The 21,549-nt window shown below is 72.3% G+C and carries 21 protein-coding genes and 1 pseudogene; 10 read left to right on the top strand and 12 right to left on the bottom strand.

Annotated features, from left to right (window positions below; all coding sequences use genetic code 11):
- The first annotated feature begins 102 nt into the window (after positions 1–102).
- Entirely contained in the window at positions 103–1,131 is a 1,029-nt protein-coding gene (locus QE359_RS05055) for an aldo/keto reductase (protein WP_309778003.1), read from the top strand.
- 27 nt (positions 1,132–1,158) lie between these two features.
- Here the strand turns inward: QE359_RS05055 and QE359_RS05050 are convergent, their stop codons facing one another.
- Entirely contained in the window at positions 1,159–1,383 is a 225-nt protein-coding gene (locus QE359_RS05050; RefSeq protein ID WP_309778001.1) for a hypothetical protein, read from the bottom strand.
- Positions 1,384–1,507: 124 nt separating this feature from the next.
- On the opposite strand from QE359_RS05050, the gene soxR reads away from it, so the two are divergent.
- Positions 1,508–1,996 carry a redox-sensitive transcriptional activator SoxR gene (gene soxR, locus QE359_RS05045; RefSeq protein WP_309778000.1) on the top strand — a complete coding sequence of 163 codons (489 nt, stop codon included), beginning with the start codon at positions 1,508–1,510 and terminating at the stop codon, positions 1,994–1,996.
- A gap of 63 nt (positions 1,997–2,059) precedes the next feature.
- On the opposite strand, the gene QE359_RS05040 is transcribed toward soxR, so the two are convergent.
- Positions 2,060–2,506, bottom strand: a complete 447-nt coding sequence (locus QE359_RS05040; protein WP_309777998.1) for a MarR family winged helix-turn-helix transcriptional regulator — start codon at positions 2,504–2,506, stop codon at positions 2,060–2,062.
- A gap of 45 nt (positions 2,507–2,551) precedes the next feature.
- On the opposite strand from QE359_RS05040, the gene QE359_RS05035 reads away from it, so the two are divergent.
- Positions 2,552–3,805: a multidrug effflux MFS transporter gene (locus tag QE359_RS05035; RefSeq protein WP_309777996.1), complete on the top strand. Its 1,254-nt coding sequence runs from the start codon at positions 2,552–2,554 to the stop codon at positions 3,803–3,805.
- Here the strand turns inward: QE359_RS05035 and QE359_RS05030 are convergent.
- Positions 3,795–4,520, bottom strand: a complete 726-nt coding sequence (locus QE359_RS05030; RefSeq protein ID WP_309777994.1) for a phosphatase PAP2 family protein — start codon at positions 4,518–4,520, stop codon at positions 3,795–3,797. The genes QE359_RS05035 and QE359_RS05030 overlap by 11 nt on opposite strands.
- Before the next feature lie 110 nt (positions 4,521–4,630).
- Between QE359_RS05030 and poxB the strand changes: the two are divergent.
- Positions 4,631–6,356: pseudogene (gene poxB / locus QE359_RS05025) on the top strand (ubiquinone-dependent pyruvate dehydrogenase).
- A gap of 22 nt (positions 6,357–6,378) precedes the next feature.
- Here poxB and pcp read toward each other — a convergent pair.
- Together pcp and QE359_RS05015 are read right to left on the bottom strand one after the other, a co-directional pair.
- The gene (gene pcp / locus QE359_RS05020; protein WP_309777992.1) at positions 6,379–7,026 is read right to left on the bottom strand and encodes a pyroglutamyl-peptidase I; all 648 of its coding nucleotides are present in this window, start codon (positions 7,024–7,026) and stop codon (positions 6,379–6,381) included.
- 133 nt (positions 7,027–7,159) lie between these two features.
- Positions 7,160–7,858, bottom strand: coding sequence for an SDR family NAD(P)-dependent oxidoreductase (locus tag QE359_RS05015; protein WP_309777991.1), 699 nt, complete (start codon positions 7,856–7,858; stop codon positions 7,160–7,162).
- A gap of 101 nt (positions 7,859–7,959) precedes the next feature.
- Between QE359_RS05015 and QE359_RS05010 the strand changes: the two genes are divergently transcribed.
- On the top strand, positions 7,960–8,805 hold the full coding sequence (locus QE359_RS05010; protein ID WP_309777989.1) for a helix-turn-helix transcriptional regulator: 846 nt from the start codon (positions 7,960–7,962) through the stop codon (positions 8,803–8,805).
- A gap of 41 nt (positions 8,806–8,846) precedes the next feature.
- Positions 8,847–9,479, top strand: coding sequence for a Pr6Pr family membrane protein (locus tag QE359_RS05005; protein ID WP_309777988.1), 633 nt, complete (start codon positions 8,847–8,849; stop codon positions 9,477–9,479).
- 27 nt (positions 9,480–9,506) lie between these two features.
- On the opposite strand, the gene QE359_RS05000 is transcribed toward QE359_RS05005, so the two are convergent.
- Positions 9,507–9,806 carry a Dabb family protein gene (locus QE359_RS05000; RefSeq protein WP_309777986.1) on the bottom strand — a complete coding sequence of 100 codons (300 nt, stop codon included), beginning with the start codon at positions 9,804–9,806 and terminating at the stop codon, positions 9,507–9,509.
- Between the two features lie 9 nt (positions 9,807–9,815).
- Positions 9,816–10,703: an SDR family oxidoreductase gene (locus QE359_RS04995; protein ID WP_309777985.1), complete on the bottom strand. Its 888-nt coding sequence runs from the start codon at positions 10,701–10,703 to the stop codon at positions 9,816–9,818.
- 186 nt (positions 10,704–10,889) lie between these two features.
- On the opposite strand from QE359_RS04995, the gene QE359_RS04990 reads away from it, so the two are divergent.
- Positions 10,890–11,348: a DUF4383 domain-containing protein gene (locus QE359_RS04990; RefSeq protein WP_071296449.1), complete on the top strand. Its 459-nt coding sequence runs from the start codon at positions 10,890–10,892 to the stop codon at positions 11,346–11,348.
- A gap of 109 nt (positions 11,349–11,457) precedes the next feature.
- On the opposite strand, the gene QE359_RS04985 is transcribed toward QE359_RS04990, so the two are convergent.
- The 5 genes from QE359_RS04985 to QE359_RS04965 form a co-directional block, all read right to left on the bottom strand.
- The gene (locus tag QE359_RS04985) at positions 11,458–12,384 is read right to left on the bottom strand and encodes an ROK family protein (protein ID WP_309777982.1); all 927 of its coding nucleotides are present in this window, start codon (positions 12,382–12,384) and stop codon (positions 11,458–11,460) included.
- Positions 12,381–14,105 carry an ABC transporter ATP-binding protein gene (locus QE359_RS04980; protein ID WP_309777981.1) on the bottom strand — a complete coding sequence of 575 codons (1,725 nt, stop codon included), beginning with the start codon at positions 14,103–14,105 and terminating at the stop codon, positions 12,381–12,383. Before QE359_RS04980 ends, QE359_RS04985 begins: the two co-directional genes overlap by 4 nt.
- On the bottom strand, positions 14,105–14,998 hold the full coding sequence (locus tag QE359_RS04975; RefSeq protein WP_309777979.1) for an ABC transporter permease: 894 nt from the start codon (positions 14,996–14,998) through the stop codon (positions 14,105–14,107). The genes QE359_RS04980 and QE359_RS04975 overlap by 1 nt, the downstream gene beginning before the upstream one ends.
- Entirely contained in the window at positions 14,995–15,954 is a 960-nt protein-coding gene (locus QE359_RS04970; RefSeq protein WP_309777977.1) for an ABC transporter permease, read from the bottom strand. Before QE359_RS04970 ends, QE359_RS04975 begins: the two co-directional genes overlap by 4 nt.
- Before the next feature lie 89 nt (positions 15,955–16,043).
- Entirely contained in the window at positions 16,044–17,840 is a 1,797-nt protein-coding gene (locus tag QE359_RS04965) for a peptide ABC transporter substrate-binding protein (RefSeq protein ID WP_309777975.1), read from the bottom strand.
- 215 nt (positions 17,841–18,055) lie between these two features.
- Here QE359_RS04965 and QE359_RS04960 point away from each other — a divergent pair, with 215 nt between their 5' ends.
- Genes QE359_RS04960 through QE359_RS04950 form a run of 3 tightly spaced genes read left to right on the top strand, consistent with a single transcriptional unit; the run spans position 18,056 to position 21,517 of the window.
- A complete protein-coding gene (locus QE359_RS04960; RefSeq protein ID WP_083295119.1) occupies positions 18,056–19,240 on the top strand; it encodes an ROK family protein in 1,185 nt (394 codons plus the stop codon).
- Positions 19,233–20,777, top strand: coding sequence for a M81 family metallopeptidase (locus QE359_RS04955; protein WP_309777972.1), 1,545 nt, complete (start codon positions 19,233–19,235; stop codon positions 20,775–20,777). Before QE359_RS04960 ends, QE359_RS04955 begins: the two co-directional genes overlap by 8 nt.
- A complete protein-coding gene (locus QE359_RS04950; RefSeq protein WP_309777971.1) occupies positions 20,774–21,517 on the top strand; it encodes a copper homeostasis protein CutC in 744 nt (247 codons plus the stop codon). Before QE359_RS04955 ends, QE359_RS04950 begins: the two co-directional genes overlap by 4 nt.
- The last annotated feature ends 32 nt before the right edge of the window (positions 21,518–21,549 follow it).

The following is a 21,549-nucleotide window of genomic DNA, read 5'->3' as shown; positions in this document are numbered from 1 at the left end:
GTAGATACACACTGCGTGTTGGTGGAGCGGCCCCAGGGTACCAGCGGTAACGGTTCGTCACCCGGGGCCCGGTGCCACGGGCGTCCTCCTATCGTGGCCGCCATGGAACAGCGACGCATGGGGCGGACGGGGGCTCCCGTCAGCGCGCTGACCCTGGGGAGCCGTGCCGTGTCGACGGTCGCCGAGCGGGACGTGGACGACGCCGTCCGACTCGTCCACGAGGCGCTCGGGCGCGGGGTCACCGCGGTGGACGTGTCCGACGCGGAGGGGGCGGGCCTCGCCGAGACCGTCCTCGGTGCCGCACTCGGCGACCGCCGCGACGACGTGTTCCTGGCGGTGCGGTTCGGGGACCCGGTCGACCGAGATCCGTCGCACCACGGCAACGGACGGCGGTGGATGTTCCGCGCGGTCGAACGGAGTCTCGAACGGCTCGGCACCGACGTCATCGACCTCTACCAGCCGGCGCACCCGGACCCGGCGACCTCGCTCGACGAGACCCTCGACGCGCTCGCCGACCTCGTCACGCAGGGCAAGATCCGCGCCTTCGGGATCCCGGGCTTCCCGGCCGAGGAGCTCGTCGAGGCGCAGTGGCTCCGGTCGGGCGGGAAGAGTGCCAGCGCGACGCACGCGCCGTACTCGATCCTCACCCGGACGGCGGAGCGGACGACCTTCCCGGTCGCCCGACGGTTCGGGCTCGGTGTGCTCGCGGCCGCGCCCCTCGCGGGTGGCTGGCTCGCGGGTGCGTACCGGAACGGCACCGTGCAGCCCCGGTCGCCGCGGGTGGTGGAGCAGCCGCACGCGTACGACATCGGCGCCCCGGCGAACCGGCGGAAGCTCGACGTCGCCGACCGCCTGGGGCACCTCGCGGACGAGTCCGGGCTCACCCTGCTCGAGCTCGCGGTGGGGTTCGCACTGACCCACCCGGACGTGTCGAGCGTGGTGATCGGTCCGCGGACGGTCTCGCACGTCGACGCGTACGCGCAGGCGGCCGAGGTGGTGCTCGACGACGAGGTGCTCGACGCGATCGACCAGGTCGTGCCGCCGGGGACGCACGTGCTGGAACGCGACACGGGGGTGGAGCTGCCCGGGCTCAGCCGGGAGCGGCTCCGCGGACGCGTCCTCACCCACTGACGCGAGGACCCCGTCAGCGGGAGGCGGTCAGCGGTACGCGACCGTGCTGACCGCGGCGTGCGCGATCATGACCGGCAGCGCCAGTGCGTGCGGGAGCCGAGCGGCGGCGCGCTCGAGCCGGCCGAGCACGCCGTCGAGGGCGAGCGGCTGGCGGGTGGCGCCGGTCGCGTCGGCGGTGCCGTTGGTCCGTGCGGGAGCGACCGGGCGGGCGGTCGTGGTGCGGGCGGTGCGGGGCTGCAGGATCGCGGTCATGGTCGGACCTCCGGGTCGGAGCCGCCCCTCGCGGCTCGTGGTACACAACATATTGGACAACAGTTCTCATGTCAACTGCTATGTCACGCGGTCTCGACGACTCCCGCGTCGTAGGATCTCGACCATGGTGGAGATCTCGCGTCCGAGCCCGACCGACCTCCTCACGATCGGCGAGGTCGTCGCCCGGACCGGGGTCGCGGCGTCGGCCCTGCACTTCTACGAGCGCAAGGGCCTCATCCACCCCGAGCGCACCGCCGGCGGCACCCGCCTCTACCCACGACACGTCGAGCGGCGCATCGCGATCATCCAGGTCGCCAAGCGGCTCGGGATCCCGCTCAGCGAGGTCGCGGAGCAGTTCGAGACGCTGCCGTCCGACCGCATGCCGTCGCTGCGGGACTGGAACCGCCTGAACGAGCGGTGGCGGGCACGACTCCGCGCCCGGCAGCTCGAACTGGAGCGCCTGCAGGAGGAGATGACGCAGTGCATCGGCTGCGGCTGCGTGTCGCTGAACGCCTGCCTCGTGATGAACCCGGGCGACGAGCTCGGTGCCGAGGGGCACGGAGCCCGGCGGTTGCTGCCGATCGAAGACGAGGTGCCGGACCGGACCGTCTGACGGCCAGGAGGGACGGTGCGGGCCCGACCCGCGCCTCCAGGCCGTCGACCGGTCGCGTCGCGGTCAGCGCGTCGCGTCGCGCAGGTGGCCGTCGATGCGCGTGAGCGTCGCGAACGTCGTCGCCACACCCTCGTCGTCGCCCCCGAGCGCCTGCCGGAGCATGCCGGCCCAGTGCGCGTGCAGCCGTTCGATGCTGCCCGCGGCGAGCTCGGTCGAGTACAGCTGCACGGTCCGGGCGTCGTCCGGGTCGGGCCGGCGCTCGACCATCCCCTTCGCCACGAGCGACCCGACCGCGACGCTGAGGTTGCTGCGCTTGAGGGCCGTCGCCTCGGCCACCGCGCTCGGCGTCGACCCGGGGTTCCGGTCGACCCAGCGCATCACGAGGGCCTCGGTGCCGGTGAGCGGCACGATGTCGAGCGACCTCGCACCGTGCGGGTCGATCTCGCGCGAGATCCGGAGCACGACGTCGGCGAGCTCGGCGAGGAGGTCGTCGGACGGCTCGGATCCCATGCCGTCACCCTACCGACGTCCCGCATCAGTTATGCTTTCATAATCATGACCACGGACACCGGCTCCATCCGCGCGCACGCCGCGACACCCACGACCCGACAGCAGGGCATCACCACCGGCCTGCTGCTCGTGCTCGGCCTGCTGAGCGCCGTCGCGCCCTTCGCGACCGACCTCTACCTGCCGGCCTTCCCGCAGATGACCACCGAACTGCAGGCGTCGGCGACGACCGTGCAGGTCACCCTCACCGCGTTCCTCGTCGGCGTGACCGCGGGACAGCTCGTCTTCGGGCCACTGTCCGACCGGTTCGGCCGGGTGCCGCCGCTCCTCGCCGGCGCCGCACTGTGCGTGCTCGCGAGCGCCGCGGCCGTGCTCGCGCCGAACGTCGGCGTGCTCGTCGTCGCCCGGCTGCTGCAGGGCCTCGGCGGTGCGGCCGGCATGGTGATCGGTCGCGCGGTGATCTCCGACCTCGCGACGGGCAAGCCGGCGGCGCGGGCGTTCTCGCTCATGATGATCGTCGGCGGGGTCGCCCCGGTGGTCGCGCCCCTGCTCGGTGGGCTCCTCACCGGGCCGATCGGCTGGCGCGGGCTCCTCACCATCGTGCTCGGCCTGTCGGTCCTCATGCTCGTGGCGGTGCTCGCCGTGGTCCGCGAGACGCACCTGCGTTCGCGCCGCGATGCCCTGCGCGCCGAGCGGCGGGCATCCGGCGCGACGGGCTCGCCGCTGCGGGCACTCCGCTCCCGGACGTTCGTCGGGTACACCGCGGTGTTCGGCTTCGCGTTCGCCGTGATGATGGCGTACATCTCCGCGTCGCCGTTCCTGTACCAGGACATGCTCGGGCTCGGCACGGTGGGCTACGGTCTCGCGTTCGGCTGCAACGCCCTCGCACTGATGGGCGTGAGCATCCTCTCGGCGAAGCTCACGGCGACGCGCTCGGTCACCGGGGTGCTCGCGCTCGGCATCGTCCTCGTGCTCGCCTCGACCGTCGCCTTCGCGCTGCTCGTCGTCACGTCCGCACCGGTGTTCTGGCTCGCCGTCCCGCTGTTCACCGCCGTGGGGTCGCTCGGCCTCGTGCTCGGCAACGCGACCGCACTCGCGCTCGGGGCGGTGCCGCAGGCTGCCGGGAGCGCCTCGGCGGTGCTGGGTGCCCTGCAGTTCGGGCTCGCGGCGCTCGTGTCGCCGCTCGTGAGCATCGGCGGCGAGGGCACGGCGGCGCCGCTCGCGGTCGTGATGCTCGCGGCCGCGGTGGTCGCCGTGGTGGCGCTGCTGGCCGCGCGCGGTCGGCGCGGCGTCAGCGCGTGATCTCGCGCTGCGCCGCAGGGCCCCGGGGTCGCAGGAACGGGATCTTCGGCATGAGCCAGTCGACCCAGACCACCCGCACGCCCGGCGCGACGGCGAGCGCCCACAGGATCGACGCGGCGGCGTCCGTCGGGTAGTGCACGGCGTCGATCGACACCGCGAAGAACACGACGACGATCGCCACGACCCCGAGCCCCAGCGCCAGGCGGTGCCACCTCGTGTCGCGGAGCAGCCAGATGAGCGCGATGACGAACGCGGTGATGTAGACCGTGTGCCCGCTCGGGTAGCCGGGGTCCGGCTGCACCGGGAACGGGTGCGGCAGCACGGCGACGTCCGGACGGGCCCGGTGCACGATCTCCTTGACGACGGCGGACGGCACCCACGTGATCGCGATCGTGCCCCCGAACGCCAGCGCCGGGCGGAGGTCGCGGGTCCGCCACCAGATCACCGCGACGACCACGACCGTGATCCCGATCGCCGGCGCGGGACTGATGACGTGGTAGACCGCCGTCGTGAACGCCCCGAGGGCGCCGGTGTGCAGCCCGTTGAGCGCCTTCGAGAGCCCGAGGTCGACCGTGCCGAGGGTGAACCCGACGATCGTGATGAGGACGACGGCGGCGACGGCGATCGCCACCGACGCGAGCGGGTAGCGGCTCCGGTCGAGGATCCCGTACTCGTCGGACGCTCGTCGGCGGGGGCGGAGATCGTGGTCGGACATCCGCCCATCGTCGCAGGTGCGGCGTCCGGGCGGCCCCGAGTTCGGTGTCGGACGATCAGAGGTCGCTCAGCGAACGGCGGGGATCAGCCGCCAGGACTAGACACGAATGCATGACAACCGTTGCCGAGAACATCGTCGCCACCCTCCGTCAGAACGACGTCGAACGGGTCTACGGTCTCCCCGGGGACTCCCTCAACGGCTTCACCGACGCGCTGCGCAAGGACGGCACGATCCGGTGGGAGCACGTCCGCCACGAGGAGGCGGCCGCGTTCGCCGCCTCCGCCGAGGCCGAGCTGACCGGGAACCTCGCCGTGTGTGCGGGCAGCTGCGGTCCCGGCAACCTGCACCTGATCAACGGCCTCTACGACGCGAACCGCTCCCGCGTGCCGGTCCTCGCGATCGCTGCGCACATCCCCACGGCGGAGATCGGTTCCGGCTACTTCCAGGAGACCCACCCGCAGGACCTCTTCCGCGAGTGCTCGGTCTACGTCGAGTACGTCGCCGACCCGTCCCAGATGCCGCGCCTGCTCGAGATCGCGATGCGCGCCGCGGTCGAGAAGCGCGGCGTCGCCGTGCTCGTCATCCCGGGCGACGTGCTCCTCGCCGAGGCCGTCGCGCCCCGCGTCACGACCATCGAGCGCGCCGAGCCGCGGATCATCCCCGCACAGGCCGAGCTGGAGCGCACCGCGCAGCTGCTCAACGGCGCCGACAAGGTCACCATCCTCGCCGGCGCCGGCGTCGCGGGCGCCCACGACGAGGTCATCGCCCTCGCCGAACGCCTGCAGGCCCCGATCGTGCACGCCCTGCGCGGCAAGGAGCACATCGAGTGGGACAACCCGTACGACGTCGGCATGACCGGGCTCCTCGGCTTCGCCTCCGGGTACCGCGCGATGGAGGACGCCGACGTGGTCCTCATGCTCGGCACCGACTTCCCGTACCAGCAGTTCTTCCCCGCGAAGGCGAAGCACGTGCAGGTCGACGTCCGCGGCGAACAACTCGGCAAGCGGCACCCGGTCGACATCGGCCTGGTGGGCACCGTCAAGGACACGGCGCTCGCCCTCATCCCGCTGCTCGACGGCTCCAAGCCCACGAAGCACCTGCAGGACGCACTGCAGCACTACCGGAAGAACCCGTGCGAAGCTCGACGACCTGGCCGTGCCGGCCGGCAAGCACAAGCCGCTGCACCCGCAGTACGTCGCGCGTGCGCTCGACCGGCTCGCCGACCAGGACGCCGTGTTCATCCCCGACGTCGGCTCCCCCGTCGTGTGGGCGTCGCGGTACCTCACCATGAACGGCGACCGGCGGCTGATCGGGTCGTTCGTGCACGGCACGATGGCGAACGCGGTGCCGCAGGCGATCGGTGCGCAGGCGGCGTTCCCCGACCGGCAGGTCATCGCCATGGCCGGCGACGGCGGCCTCGCGATGCTGCTCGGCGAGCTCATCACGATCGTGCAGAACAAGCTGCCCGTGAAGATCGTCGTGTTCGACAACTCGTCTCTGAACTTCGTCGAGCTCGAGATGAAGGCGGCCGGGTTCGTCACCTACGGCACCGAGCTGCAGAACCCCGACTTCGCGAAGGTCGCCGAGGCGATCGGCATCGCGGGCTTCCGGGTCGACGAGTCCGACCAGCTCGAGGACGCGCTCGCCGCCGCCCTCGCGCACGACGGCCCCGCGCTCGTGTCGGTGAAGGCCGACCGTCAGGAGCTCTCGATGCCGCCGGCGGTGACCCTCGAGCAGGCGAAGGGCTTCACGCTCTACGCGATCCGCACCGTGCTGTCCGGCCGCGGCGACGAGCTGCTCGACCTCGCGTCGACGAACTTCCGCCAGTTCATCTGATCGACGACGAGGGCGGCGCGGATCAGGACTCCGCGCCGCCCTCGGCGACGATGTCCGGCGCCGGGTCGAGCGAGGCGCGGACCACGGCGTCGAGCGCGGTGACGATCCGGTCGAGGTCGAGCGCGGGGCCGTCCCCGGCGATGTCCGGGGTGGCCGGGACGTGCACGAAGCCGGCGCGGAAGCCCTCGCGGTCGGCGAACGACATGAGCTCGTAGAACACCTGGTTGCAGGTGAACGTCCCCGCCGTGTTGGACACCGCAGCGGGGACCCCGGCCGCCCGGACGTCCCGGACGATCCGCTTGATCGGCAGTCCGCTGAACGCCGCCGGGGCGCCGAACGGGTCGATCGGCTCGTCCACCGGCTGCGCGCCCGCGTTGTCCGGGATCCGGGCGTCCATGACGTTGATCGCGACGCGCTCCGGTGTCACCGCGGCCCGTCCGGCAGCGAGCCCGGTCGCGATGACGACGGCGGGACGGTGCTTCGCGATCGCCGCCGCGAGCCGCGACCGTTCCTCGGCGAAGACCACCGGCAGCTGCTCGACGACGAGCGTCGCCGGTCCGTCCCACGTGGCCGCGAGCCGCTGCGCGGCTTCCCACGATGGGTTAACGGCGTCGCCGCCGAACGGTTCGAAAGCGGTCAGCAGGACGGTCGGTCCGGTCGCGTCAGCCACGTCCTCATCGTAGGGACCTGCGGGCCGGGAGGCGCGGTGCGGGCCCGACCCGTCCCTCCCGTCACGGCCGTCACCCCGCTGGCGCGGTGCGCCGGGACCGGCGGGTGGGGCCCACCTCCCGTTCGTCGGATGGTCACCATCCGAGCGGCGCACCGTCCTCCAGGAAGACACCCGTCGGACCGTCCGGGCCCGCGGCGGCCGCCGCGGCGACCGTCGCCGCACTGACCTCGACCGGACGGCCGTGCGGGTTTGGCACACCCCCGAACTCGGTCGCGGTGTACCCGGGCTCGACCGCGACGAAGTGGACCTCCGGCACGGCACGGGCGTACTGCACGGTGAGCATCGACACCGCCGCCTTGCTCGCGCCGTAGACGATCGCCTGGTACTGCGACGCCGGCTTCTCCGGGTCGTGGTTGGCCGCGAACGAACCGAGCGCGCTCGAGATGTTCACGACGATCGGGGCCGCCGAGGACCGCAGCAGCGGCAGCGCGGCCTCGGTGGTCCGGACGACGCTGACGGCGTTCGTGTCGAACACCTCGAGCGCCTCCGGTCCGTCCAGCCCGAGCTTGCCGATGCCGGCGTTGTTGACCAGCACGTCGAGCCCGCCGGCAGCGCCGATGGTCGCGAACGCCGCGGCGGCCGAGGCGTCGTCCGTGACGTCGAGCTGCACGGCACGGACCGCGTTCGGTCCCGTGCTGATCTCGTGGGCCACCGCGTGGCCGGTGTCGAGGTCGCGGGCGCCGATCCACACGGTGTGGCCGGCGGCGGCGAGCTGGCGGGCGGTCTCCTTGCCGAGGCCGCGTGTGGCCCCGGTGACGAATGTCGTTGTCATGGCCCCAGCGTCGCTCCGGCGAGCGCCCACGGGGAGCCGTCCCGCTGTCGTAGGACTGCTGGACCCAGGACAGCGGGCTCGACGCGTCGCAGACTGGAGCCGTGGAACACACCGAGTTCGGCCGCACCCTCCGTCGGCTGCGCGACCACGTCGCGCCGGACACCGTCGGCGTCGTCGCGGGGAGCCGCCGGCGCGCGGCCGGCCTCCGTCGCGAGGAGCTCGCCGCCCTCGCCGGGATCTCGGCCGACTACCTCACCCGGCTCGAACAGGGACGGGCGACCTCGCCGTCCGCCCAGGTGGTCGAGGCGCTGGCACGCTCGCTCCGGGTCGCGGACGCGGAGCGCGAGCTGCTGTTCCGGCTCGCCGGGCACGCCGCCCCGGGCGCCGACGTCGTGCCCTCGCGGATCCCGCCGAGCGTGCAGCGGCTGCTCGACCGGCTGTCGGACACCCCGGTCGCGGTGCTCGACGCCGCCGGCACCATCCTCACCGCGAACGGGCCGTACGACGCGCTGATGGGGCCGGTCGGTGCGCTCCGTGGGCACGAGCGGAACACCGCGTGGCGCCACCTCGTCGGTCCGGGCAGCCGGGCGGTGCACTCGGACGCCGAGCAGCGGGCGTTCGAGGCCTCGGTCGTCGCCGAGCTCCGGCTCACGGTCGCCCGGTACCCGCTCGACCGCGGGCTGCGGCAGCTCGTGCGGGACCTCCGTGCCGCGAGCGAGCGGTTCGTCGAGCTGTGGGACACCGGCGACACCGCACCGCCGCGGAGCTCCGGCCGGCGCAAGGTCGTGGAGCACCCGGCGGTGGGCCGGATCGCCCTCGACTGCGACACCCTGCGGATCGCGACCGATGACCTGACGGTGCTCGCGTACACCGCGGAGCCGGGCAGTGCCGATGCCGAGCGGCTGGCGCTGGCGGTCGTGCTCGGGACGCAGTCGCTCGTCGGGTGACCGACCCGTCCGGGAGTGCCGGCGATCGGTAGGGTGGCGCCATGAAGACGACCGTCCTGGTTGCCGTCCGCCTCGCGCTCGCGGCCGCGTCCGTCGCCGGGGTCGTCACCCAGGTCGTGCTGAGCGTGCGGGTGGACTTCAGCCTCGTGAGCGTCTTCAGCTACTTCACGATCCTCGGCAACCTCTACGCCAGCACCGTGTTCGTGATCGGCGCCGTCCGGCTCCTGCGGGGTGTCCCGTCGTCGCGCGGGTGGGAGGTCGCGCGCGGCGCCGCGGTCGTCTACCTGGCGTTCGTCGGCATCGTGTTCAACACGCTGCTGGCCGGTGCCGACCTCGGCGAGCTCCTGCCGTGGGTGAACATCGTGCACCACATGGTGATCCCGGCGGCCGTCGTGGTCGACTGGTTCGTGGACCGCCCGCGGCACCGGCAGCCGTTCACCATGGTCTGGGCGGCCGCGATCGTGCCCGCCGTCTACACCGCGTACACGCTGGTGCGCGGCGCGGTCGTCGGGTTCTACCCCTACCCGTTCTTCAACCCGGCCCGTGTCGGCGGGTACGGCGGCGTCGCGCTGTACTGCGCGGCGCTGCTCGTCGGCTTCCTGGTGATCGCCGTGCTCGTGCGCGCATCGGGCAACGCCATGGCCCGGCGGACGGCGGTCGTCGGGTCGCGCTGATCGGCACGCCCGACGACCACCCCGACGTCAGTCCTCGACGTCGAAGACCACGACGCGTTCGCTCGCGCCCTGGATGTACGCGGCGACGGGCTGGTGCTCCTCGTGCGGCAGGTACCCGGCGAGCGCCGCGCGGTCCCGGAACCGGACGACGAGCATCCAGTCGAAACCGCCCTCGAGCCCCTCGGTGCTGATGCTCTCGCCTGACCGCACGGACTCGACGCCGTCGATCCGCGGCAGGTGCTCGCGCGCGATGGCATCGGCCTGCGCCGACCGGTCGGCTGCCTCGCCGTCCCAGGCGACGAGGACCACGTGTGTCGTCCCGCTCATCGTGTCCTCCTAGAAGGCCGGGGTGCCACCGGCGATGGTGATCGTCGACCCGGACTGGTAGCTGGACTCGGGGCTGACGAGGTGCACGTACGCGGCAGCGAGTTCGGCGGGCTGACCGGGGCGGCCGAACGGCGACTGCTCGCCGAAGTGCGCCACGGTCTGGGCGTCGTCGGACCCCGGCTGGAGGGGCGTCCACACCGGTCCCGGAGCGACCGAGTTCACGCGGATGCCCTTCGGCGCGAGCTGCTGGGCGACGGCCTCGGTGAAGAGCTTGATCGCGCCCTTGGACACCGCGTAGTCGATCTTGTCCGGGGACGGCGTGCTCGCCTGGATCGACCCGGTGGTGACGATCGTGGATCCCGGCTCGAGGTGCGGAACGGCGGCCTTGGTCAGCCAGAAGAGCGAGTAGATGTTGGTCTTGAAGGTCGAGTCGAAGTGCTCGGTCGTGAGCGTGAGGATGTCGTCGTTGCTGTCCATCCGCCCGGCGACCATGACGAGGGTGTCGAGGCCACCGAACTCGTCGACGGCCTTCTGGACGAGTTCGGTGCAGTACTGCTCGTCGGAGATGTCGCCGGCGAAGAGCACCGCACGACGCCCTTCGCCCTCGAGCAGGTCGCGCACCTGTTCGGCGTCCTCCTGCTCGTCGGGCAGGTAGGAGAGGACGAGGTCGGCGCCCTCGCGGGAGAGTGCGATGGCGGCGGCGCGGCCGATGCCCGAGTCGGCGCCGGTGACGATGCCCCGGAAGCCCTTCAGGCGACCGAGCCCGACGTAGCTCTCCTCGCCGTGGTCGGGCTTCGGGTCCATCTTCCACGCGGCCCCCGGGAGCGACTGCTCCTGTTCCGGGTACGGCGGGGCGGGGTAGAGGGTCTTCGGATCGCGCTTGTCGTACTGGCTCATGCGCTCCACGATGCCCGGCGTCCCCTCCGCAACGGCTCAGGCCCCAGGCACGGCCAGCGCGCGGATGTGTGGGTCGCGAAGTACCTGCAAACCGACCGGGCACGTGCTCCGAATGCACTGTGGGCGTCATGAGCGCCCGGACCGGCGCACCGGCGTTCCGGCCCTCGTTGAGAGAGAGGTCGCATCATGACCAGCAACGCAGCAACGAACCGCACCGCCAATGGCTCCACCTGGACGCAGAAGGGCGCCCTGGTCTTCGGGATCGTCTTCCTCATCGTCGGCATCGCCGGGTTCATCCCCGGACTCACGATGGACATGGGCACGATGTCGGTGGCCGGCCACGGCTCGATGGCACTCCTGCTCGGCACGTTCCAGGTGTCCGTGCTCCACAACATCGTCCACCTGCTGTTCGGCGTCGTCGGGCTCCTCGCGGCCCGCAGCGCTCGCGGCGCCCGGCTCTACCTGCTCGTCGGCGGGATCGTCTACGCGGTCCTGTTCGTCTACGGACTGTTCACCGCCGGCATGGCCGACCCGGCGAACTTCGTGCCGCTCAACAGCGCCGACAACGTGCTGCACCTGGTGCTCGCCGTCGCGATGATCGTGCTCGGCCTGCTGCTCCCCCGCGTCGGCGCCCGTCGGGTCTGACCCGACCGTCGGCGGTCCTCCCGCCGACAGCACCCACGACCGGAGCCGGTCTGGGCCACGCGATCAGGTGGTCCAGGCCGGCTCCTCGTCGTTCCGGGAAGCGGTCGCCTCAGCGCGCGGGCGCGCTCCCGAGCACCAGGTCCCGCACCTGCGCAGCGGCACCGAGCGCCACGGCGTCGGACCCCAGCGACGACAGGGCCAACCGGATCGGCGCCCCGCTCACCGGGGGCTCCAGGGCGATGGCAGCGCTGATGGCCGGCTCGAGCAGGTCCCACGACCGCGCGATCCCGCCGCCGATGACGATGGTCGTCACGTCGAGGATCCCCGCCGTCAGCAGGGCAGCACGCGCCAGCCCCCAGCCGGCGGTCTCGAACACCGCGGCGGCGGCGGGGTCCCCGGCGCGTGCGGCGTCGGCGACCTCGCGGACGGTGACCCGGCGCCCGGTCCGTTCGGCGTAGCGGTCGGCGATGCCGCGCGCCCCGGCGATGGTCTCGAGGTGGCCGACCTGCCCGCAGGTGCACACCGCGTCGCCGAAGCCCGGGACGTGGCCGATCTCGCCCGCCGCACCTCGGGGCCCGGCGAACAGCGAGCCGCCGAGCACGAGCGCACCGCCGACCCCGGTCCCGAGCGTCATGCCGAGCACGTCCGGCTCCCCCGCCACGGCACCGGCGGCGACCTCGCCGAGCAGGAACGCGTTCACGTCGTTGTCGAGCGTCGCGGGGACGCCGAGGGCCGACGTGACCGCGTCCGTCACGCCGTAACCAGCCCAGCCGGTGAACGAGTTGCCCGTCACGAGCACCGTCCCCGTGCTCGCGTCGACGACGCCGGCAGCGCCCACCCCGACACCGGTCACGGAGGCGCCGTGCCGGTCGAGCAGGTCCGTCACGGCACCGAGGGCGGCCGTCACGATCGCGGCGCCACCCGCGTGGGCGGGCGTCGGCAGGTCGATGCGGTCGATCACCTCGAGCGCCGGGGTCGCGAGGACCACCTTCGTGTTCGTCCCGCCGACGTCGACGCCGGCGACGACCTCGCTCACGCGGTCACCGCCCCGAGGGTGGCGAGTCGCTCGACCCGGCGTTGCCGCTGCACCACCGGGTCGGGGACGGGCACGGCGGCGAGCAGCCGTCGGGTGTAGTCGGTGGTCGGGTGCATGAGGGTGGCACCCGTCGTGCCCTGCTCCTCGACGACGCCCTGGCGCATCACGACGACCCGCTCGGCGAACTGCTGCACGACGGCGAGGTCGTGCGAGACGAACAGGCACGCGAACCCGAGGTCGTCCTGCAGCTCGCGGAGGACCTCGAGCACCGTCTCCTGCACGCTGACGTCGAGCGCACTGGTCGGTTCGTCGGCCACGAGCAGCCGCGGGGAGAGCACGAGCGCCCGGGCGAGGGACACGCGCTGCCGCTGCCCACCGGAGAGCTCGCGGGGTGCGCGCGACGCCAGGGTCCGGGGCAGCCGGACGGCGTCGAGGACCTCGTCGATGCGCTTCCGACGGTCGGCGGAGGACATGCCGCGACGGTGCACGGCGAGCGGTTCGGCGATGCACTCGGCGACGGACATCCGGGCGTCGAGCGACGCCACCGGGTCCTGCAGCACGACGCCGATGCCCGACCGGAGCGCTCGGCGGTCGCGACCACGCGCCGTGCGCAGGTCGGAGCCGAACAGGTGCACACTGCCGGACGTCGGCTTGACGAGGCCGAGCGCGACCCGGGCCGCGGTGGACTTGCCGGAACCGGACTCGCCGACCAGGCCGACGGTCTCGCCGGCGTGCACGGCGATGTCGATGCCCTGCAGCGCGTGGACGGCGCGCGCCCCGCGCCCGAACGTCACCGAGACGTCCCGCAGGTCGACCACCGGGGCCGCGCCGCGCCTCCCGTCCGAACCGTCCGACACGTCTGCGACGGACGCGACGGACGCGACTGCCACGCCGGACGCACCGGACGCACCCGACGCGACGGCCGCACCGGCCTCGGCCACGGCCAGCCGCGGCACCGCCGCGAGCAACCGCTTCGTGTACTCGTGCTGCGGCCGGAGCAGGACGTCCTCGACGGAGCCCGTCTCGACGATCGACCCCTGCAACATGACCGCGACCCGGTCCGCGAAGTCCGCGACGACGCCCATGTTGTGGGTGACGAGCAGGACTCCCGTGCCGGTGTCCGCCGCCAGGCGACGCAGCAGCTCGAGGATCTCCGCCTGCACGGTGACGTCGAGGGCCGTCGTCGGCTCGTCGGCGATGAGGAGCTTCGGCGAGTTCGCGATCGCCATCGCGATGACCACGCGCTGCCGCTGGCCGCCGGACAGCTGGAACGGGAACGCCCTGGCGCGCTGCGCGGGCGAGGGGATGCCGACCCGGTCGAGCAGGTCGACGGCCCGTGCCGCGGCGTCCGCTGCCGAGACGTCGCCGTGGTTCCGGATGACCTCGGCGATCTGCGCCCCGACGCGGGTGAGGGGGTCGAGGGCGGTCGCGGGCTCCTGGAAGACCATCGAGACGGTGCTGCCGCGGAGCGACCGCAGGGCGGGCTCGGCGGCGCCGACGATCTCGTGGCCGTCGACGACCGCGCTGCCGGCGGCGGTGGCGTTGCCGGACAGCAGCCCCATCGCGGCGAGGGCGACGGTGGACTTGCCGGAACCGGACTCCCCGACGAGCGCGAGCGTCTCACCGGGTTCGACGTGCAGGGAGACCCCGCGGACGGCGTCGACCGTGCCGGACTCCGTGCTGAAGGAGACCCCGAGGTCGGTGGTGGTCAGGATGGACATCAACGGCCCCTCACGTCGAAGGCGTCCCGGAGCCCGTCGCCCACCGCGTTGAACGCGCAGACGACCAGGATCACGGCGAGACCCGGTGGCACGATGAGCCACCACCGCCCCGAGTAGGCGGCGGTGAGTCCTGCCGAGAGCATGCCACCCCAGTCCGTCGCGGGTGCCTGCACGCCCAGCCCGAGGTAGGAGACGTAGGCGACGAGGAGGATCGCGTCGGCGACCTGGAACGTGGCGGCGACGACGATCGTTGACACCGAGTTCGGCAGCAGGTGGCGGCCGATCGCGCGGGCGTGCGACCCGCCGATCGCGCGGAGGGTCAGCACGTAGTCGCGGTTCTTCAGCGTCAGCGTCTCGGCGCGGATGAGCCGGGAGGGCACGAGCCAGGACACGAAGCCGAGGATCACGATGAGTCCCCACACACCGGGCGTCGTGATCGCCGAGATGACGAGCAGGATGAAGAGCGCCGGGATCGCGATGCCGGCGTCGACCACGCGCATCATCACCGCGTCGACCCAGCCGCCGACGTACCCGGCGATCGAGCCCCAGAGGGTGCCGACGACCGTGGCGAGGACGCCGGCGGCGATGCCCACCATGAGCGACACCTTGCCGCCGAACATCAGCCGGCCGAGCACGTCGTGCCCGACGGCGTCGGTGCCGAGCAGGTGCGCGGTGCCGGGGGCGAGGTTCGCCTGGGAGAGCTGGGTGTGCGTCTGGTCGGTCGGGTACAGGAACGGGCCGACGAAGCAGAACAGCACGATGACGACGATGACGACGAGGCCGATCACCGCGAGGGTGTTGTGGCGGAAGCGGCGGACGGCGAGGCGCCAGCCGGTGGCGGCGACGACGACGGGCGCGCCGGGCGCTTCCGGTGCGATCTGGACGGCGCTCATGCTCGGCCTGCCTTCACTCGGGGGTCGATCAGGGACTGCGCGACGTCGGCGAGCAGTGTGCCCACCACGGTCGCGATCGAGATGACGAGGACGCACCCGAGCAGCGTCGGGTAGTCCGAGGTCTGCGCGGCGTTCCAGAAGAGGAGCCCCATGCCGGGGTAGTTGAACAGCTGCTCCGTGACGAGCGCCCCGCCGAACAGCACCGGCAGGTAGTACCCGAGCATCGCCACCACCGGGGTGAGCGAGTTCCGGAACACGTGCCGACGCAGGATCGCCGCGGTCGAGGCTCCGCCGGCGCGGGCGGTGCGGACGTAGTCCTCCTGCAGGTTCTCGAGCGTCGAGGCCCGCATGTACCGGCTGAAGACGGCGATCATGGCGAGGGCACCGGTGACGACGGGGAGCACGAGCCCGGCCGGGTCCTGGAAGACCTCGGCGAGGGTGTTCCCGCTCGGTGCCTGGGACGGCAGCCAGGGCAGCTGCTGGCTGAAGACGATGATGAGGACGAGCCCGAGGAAGAACGCCGGCGTCGAGTAGAAGACGAAGGCCAGGGCGGTGGCCGCGTAGTCGACCGCGCCGTTGCGCCGGACCGCCTGCCACATGCCGACCGGGATCGCGAGCACGATGCCGAGCACCGCGGACATCCCGGTGAGGACGAGGGTCTTCGGCAGCCGCTCCGTGATGAGCTGCGAGACCGGCTCGTTGAGCGTGTACGACGTGCCGAGGTCGCCGGCGAGGAGGCGGCCGAGGAACCGGAGGTACTGCACGGGCAGCGGCTGGTCGAGCCCCTGCGCCGTGTTGAACGCGGCGATCTGCGCGGGCGTCGCGGAGACGCCGAGCACGCCGCGGGCGGGGCCGCCCGGCAGGGCGTGCAGCAGGCAGAACACGACGATCGTGACGATGAGGATCACCGCGAGCGCCTGCAGGACGCGCCTGGTGAGGTAGATAGCTGTGGTCATGCGGCTTCCGTCGTCTGGATTGGTGCGGTGGGCCCCGGGAGGCGCGGTGCGGGTCGGACCCGCGCCGCGCCTCCAGGGGTGTCAGGTTGTTACTTCGACCACTTCCACTGGGCCGGGTGGAAGTTGGCGAGCGAGTCCTGGTCGAACCCGGTCAGCCCCTGCTTGACGACCGAGATCTGGTAGTCCGGGCTCGGCAGCCAGATCACCGGCAGGTCCTTCGCGACCGCGGCGCTGTAGTCCTGCACGGCGGTGGCGTCGGGCGACGTGGTCGTCGCGTCGATGAGCTTGTCCACGTCGGCGTTGGAGTACGAGCCGAAGTTCGCCGAACCACCGGTCTGGAAGAGCGACTCACCGGTCGGGTAGGCCGGGAAGTACCAGCTGCCCGCGGTGCCGAAGAAGGAGAGGTCCCAGTCGCAGCTGGCCTCGTCGCTCGTGCAGGTCGGGGTCTGCGACAGGACGCTCGACACCGGCGCGGTCTTGATCGTGAAGCCGATGCCGGTCTTCGCGAGCGAGGACTGGATCGCGCTCATCATGTTGTCGGTGACGGTCGAGCCGGACTGCGAGAGGACGTTCATGGTGAACTTCGTGCCCTGCTCCACGCCCTCGCCGCACTGGCTGTCGGACGTACCGGGGTCGGTGCAGACCATCGTGCCGCCCTGCTCCGCCCACCCGTGGGACTCGAGCAGCGCCTTGGCCTTCTTCGTGCTGAACGGGTACGGGTTGTCCTTCTGCGTGCTCGACACGTAGTCGGACTCCTGCGCCTGCGGGATCGGTCCGTAGGTCGAGGTGGCGGTGCCGTTGAAGACGACCTTGGAGAGCGAGGTCTGGTCGATCGACATCTGCACGGCCTGGCGGGCGTACAGCTGCTTGAAGACGGCGCCCATGTCCGGGTTGTTGAAGTTGTACGGCATGTACGTGATCGCCCAGCCGGTCCAGGGCTGCACGTCGTAGCCCTTCGACGTGAAGGACGACTTCTGGTCCATGTCGGTGGCGTTGATGTAGCCGTAGTCGACCTCGCCCGAGCGGACCGCGTTCACCTCGGCGTCCGTCGTGGTGAACGGCAGCAGGTTGACCGTCGTGATCGATGGCTTCTCGCCGCCGTCGTACTTCGTGTTCGCCGTCAGGGTGACCTTGCCCGCCGTGGTGAACGTCTTCACGCCGTAGGGCCCGGAGATGGTCTTCCACAGGTCGTCGCTGGCGTAGTCGGAGATCTTGCCGGCGGCGGCGTTGAGGTACTTCCACACCTGCTTCGCACCGGACGTGGTCTCGTCGGCGTCGGAGACCTTCGCGCTCGCACTCGTCTTGTCCCAGGCGTGCTGCGGCAGCGGGATGATGTGGCTCAGCTGGTTGGCGAGCATCCAGTCCGGGTTGTACGCCTTGTCGAACGTGATCGTGAAGTGCGTGTCGTCGTCGGCCGTGAAGGAGGTCCAGTTGTCCGGCGCCTTGCCCTTCGAGTAGGAGCCCCACTCGTCCTTGTTCGCCTTGATCAGGTTGAACCAGAACTCGACGTCCCGGCTCGTGATCGGCTTGCCGTCGGACCAGTGCCGGTCGCCGAGGGTGACCGTGACGCTCTTCGAGTCGCTCGCGAACGTCGCGTCCGTCGCGACCGAACCGGCCTTGTTCCACGCGATCTTGCCGGTGGAGCCGTCGTAGGCGACGAGCGGCTCGTACAGCGACTGCGCGATCGAGCCGTTGTTCGTGTTGAGGTGCGCTGCGGTGCCGATCGGGAGGATCCAGTTCGGCGTGAAGTTGGCCGGCAGTGCGTAGTTGATCGTGTCGGAGCTGCTGCTGGACGAGGCGTTGCCGCCCCCGGAGCAGCCGGCGAGCAACGCGCTCACGGCGATCGCGGCTCCGGTGAGGAGCGCCCAGCGACGGGGCTTGGTCATGTGTGTCTCCTGGTGCGTGGGAGGTTCGGGGTGTGGAGCACGCGTGCCGAGCGGCACGGGGACAGTCAATGTCCAAAGCCGTTGGAAAAACAAACATCTCCGTGTAAATAGTTCGTTTCTGCCGTTCGGGCGAAAGGGTGGACCGGTCGATCTGCCGGTTAGGCTCGCGGCAGTCGGTGGTCACCCGCCGTGTTCCGCCCGGATTGGAGAAAGTCGTGCCGGACCTCAGCGCCCGCGTCCTGGAGCTCGTCGCGTCCGGGCAGGCCTCCAGTCGGACGGAGATCGCCGCGCTGCTCGGCGCCGCCCCCTCGACCGTGTCCCACGTGGTCGCGCAACTCCTGTCGCACGGGCTGCTCGCCGAGGAGGGCACCGACGTCTCGACCGGCGGCCGCCCCCGCAAGGTGCTCCGCATCGGCGGCGTCGACGAGTACGCGGTCGCCGCGGACGTCGGCGGCGGGCACGCGCGCATCGGCATCGTCCTGCCAGGAGGCGCGCTCGAGTCGGTCGCGAACGTCCCGTTCGCGCTCTCCGACGGCCCGACCGCGGGACTCCAGCGGCTAGCCGCCCTGCTCGAGCGGCTCGCCGACGAGCGCGGTCGTGACGGGCTGCGGGGCGTCGGCCTCAGCCTCCCGGGCCCGGTCGACGTCGAGGCCGGCGTGGTCGACCTGCCGAGCCGGATGCCGGGGTGGAACGGCTTCCCGGTGGCGTCGTGGCTGACCGAGCGGTTCGGGTTGCCGGCGGTCGTCGACAACGACGCGAACTGCATGGCGGCGGGCGAGCAGACCGTGCAGGACCCGGGCCGGCGGCAGACCATCACGATCAAGGCCGGCTCGGCGATCGGGGCCGGGATCGTCATCGACGGTCGGCTGTACCGCGGGGCGACGGGCTCGGCCGGGGACATCACGCACGTCCGGATCGACGCCGCCGGGGACACCCCGTGCTCGTGCGGGAACACCGGGTGCCTCGAGACCGTCGCGTCCGGAGCCGCCCTGGTGCGGATCCTGTCGGACGCCGGGGTCGACGTCTCCTCGACCGCCGACGTGGTCCGCCTGGCCTCGGACGCCCACCCCGAGGCGACCCGGGCCGTGCGGCTCGCTGGCCGGTACCTCGGCGAGGTGCTCGCCGCGAACGTCAACTTCTTCAACCCGGACGCCGTGTACCTCGGCGGCATCCTCTCCACCCTCGACCCGTTCATCGCCGCCGTGCGGAGCCAGCTGTACGAGAGCTGCCACCCGCTCATGACGCAGCACCTCGTCATCGAGCCGGTCTCGCTCGGCGCGGACGCCGGGCTCGTCGGGGCGGGTCAGTTCGCCCTGCAGCGGGGGCTCGCCGCGTCGCTCGAGGAACTGTCCGCGCCCATCCCCCAGTCCACCACCAGGAACAGGAACGTCCGTGTCTGAGCCCGTGTCCACCGCACCCGCCACCCACCGTCCGGTCATCGCGATCGCCGGTCTCGCCATCGAGACCTCGACGTTCACGCCGACGCGCACCCACGCACCGGCGTTCCACCCGGACCGCGGGGACGAGGTCGTGGCCCGCTACGACTTCCTCGGGCCACTGTCGGCGCACGCCGACTTCCGCGGGGCGCTCATCGGGCACGCGCTGCCGGGCGGGATCGTGGACCGTGACTCGTACGAGTCGCTCGCGGCGGAGATCGTCTCGCGGCTGGCGGCGATCGTCGAGGCCGAGCACGTCGACGGGCTCTGGTACGACATCCACGGCGCGATGGTGGTCGAGGGCCTGGACGACGCCGAGTCCGACCTGCTCGGCCGCATCCGCACGGTGATCGGTCCCGACGTCATCGTGTCGGCGTCGATGGACCTGCACGGCAACGTCACGGCGGAGCTCGCGCACCAGGTGGACCTCGTCACCTGCTACCGGATGGCCCCGCACGAGGACGCCCTCGAGACGAAGGAGCGCGCCGTCCGGAACCTGGTCGACGTGCTGACCACCCGACCGGTCGGGCAGCAGCGCCCGCTGAAGGCCTGGGTGCCGATCCCCGTGCTCCTGCCCGGCGAGCAGACCTCGACGCGCCTCGAGCCCGCGGCGTCGCTGTACGCGCAGGTGCCGCTCGTCGAGCAGACCGAGGGCGTGCTCGACGCGGCGATCTGGGTCGGCTACGCCTGGGCGGACCAGCCCCGCGACCGCGCGGTCACCGTGGTCACGGGTTGGGACGCCGACGCCGTCGCCGCGGGTGCCGAACGACTCGCGCGGGCCTTCTGGGACGTGCGTGAGGACTTCGTGTTCGTCGCACCGACCGGCACGTTCGACGAGTGCCTCGCCGCTGCGCTCGCGCCGGGCGCCGCGAGGCCGTTCTTCGTGTCCGACTCCGGCGACAACCCGACCGCCGGCGGCTCGGGCGACATGACGTGGGGGCTCACGCAGGTGCTGGCGAACCCGGCCTTCGCGGAGCCCGACGGCCCGACGGTGATCTACGCGAGCGTCCCCGGCCCCGCGGCCGTCGCGGCGGCGGTGGAGGCCGGCGTCGGTGCGACGGTCACCGTGACGGCGGGGGCGTCGGTCGACGCCGTCCACGCCGGGCCGATCACGATGACCGGCCGCGTGCACGCGATCAAGCACGGCGACCGCGACGCCGAGACCGAGGTGGTGCTGCAGGTCGGCAGTGTGTTCGCGATCCTGACGACGCTCCGCAAGCCGTACCACCACGAACACGACTTCACCGACCTCGACCTCGCCCCGCGGGACGCCGACGTGGTGATCGTGAAGATCGGGTACCTCGAGCCGGAGCTCTTCGACATGGCTGCCGACTGGATGCTCGCGCTGACGCCGGGCGGGGTCGACCAGGACCTCGAGCGGCTCGGACACCACAGGATCGTCCGGCCGATGTTCCCCTACGATCGAGTGTTCCCGTCGGCGCCGGACCTCGGCGCCCGGATCATCCCGCCGTCGAACGAACCGCTCGGAGCCATCGCGTGACCACCGCCGCCCCCGTCGCCCTCGAGATCGCCGTCACCGCACCCGCCGGCGCGATCGTCGCACGGGACGGCGGCGCCGACCGTGTCGAGCTCTGCGTCGGGCTCGAGCTCGGTGGTCTCACGCCGTCCCAGGCACTCGTCGAGACGACCCACGAGACTGGCATCCCCGCGCACGCCCTCGTCCGCTGTCGTCCCGGCGGCTTCGTGCACACCCCCGACGAGGTCGAGCTCATGGTGCGGGAGGTCCGCACGGTCCTGCGCTCCGGGGCAGCGGGCGTCGTGGTCGGTGCCCTGCGTCCGGACGGCACGCTCGACGAGGACGCCCTCCGGCGCTTCGTCGACGCCGCACGCTCGGTCAGCGCGACCGCCGAGGTCACCCTGCACCGGGCGATCGACCACGCGGCCGACCCCGTCGCCGCCGCGGCCACCCTCGCCGACCTCGGGTTCACCCGGGTGCTGACCTCGGGGGCCGCGCCCACCGCGGTGGCCGGTGCCGCGACCATCACGCGCATGGTCGACGCCGCCGGGCCCGTGCAGGTCATGGCGGGCGCCGGTGTCACCCCGGCCGACGTCCCCGCCCTGGTCGCGACGGGGGCCGCCGCCGTGCACCTCTCGGCGAAGCGGCCCGCCGCCGACAGCGCCCACGCGGGCGTGCCGATGGGCGGCGCGGACGACGGTTCGGCGCACTTGGTCACCGACGCCGAGGTGGTCGCCGCCGCGCGCCGGGCCCTCGACGCCTGACCCGACCCGTCACGCGGGAATGGACCGCGCGG

This window comes from Curtobacterium sp. SORGH_AS_0776, from assembly GCF_031453355.1.
Lineage (GTDB): Bacteria > Actinomycetota > Actinomycetes > Actinomycetales > Microbacteriaceae > Curtobacterium.
Note: the sequence above shows the minus strand (reverse complement) of the source record. Positions and strands in the feature narration are given on the sequence as shown.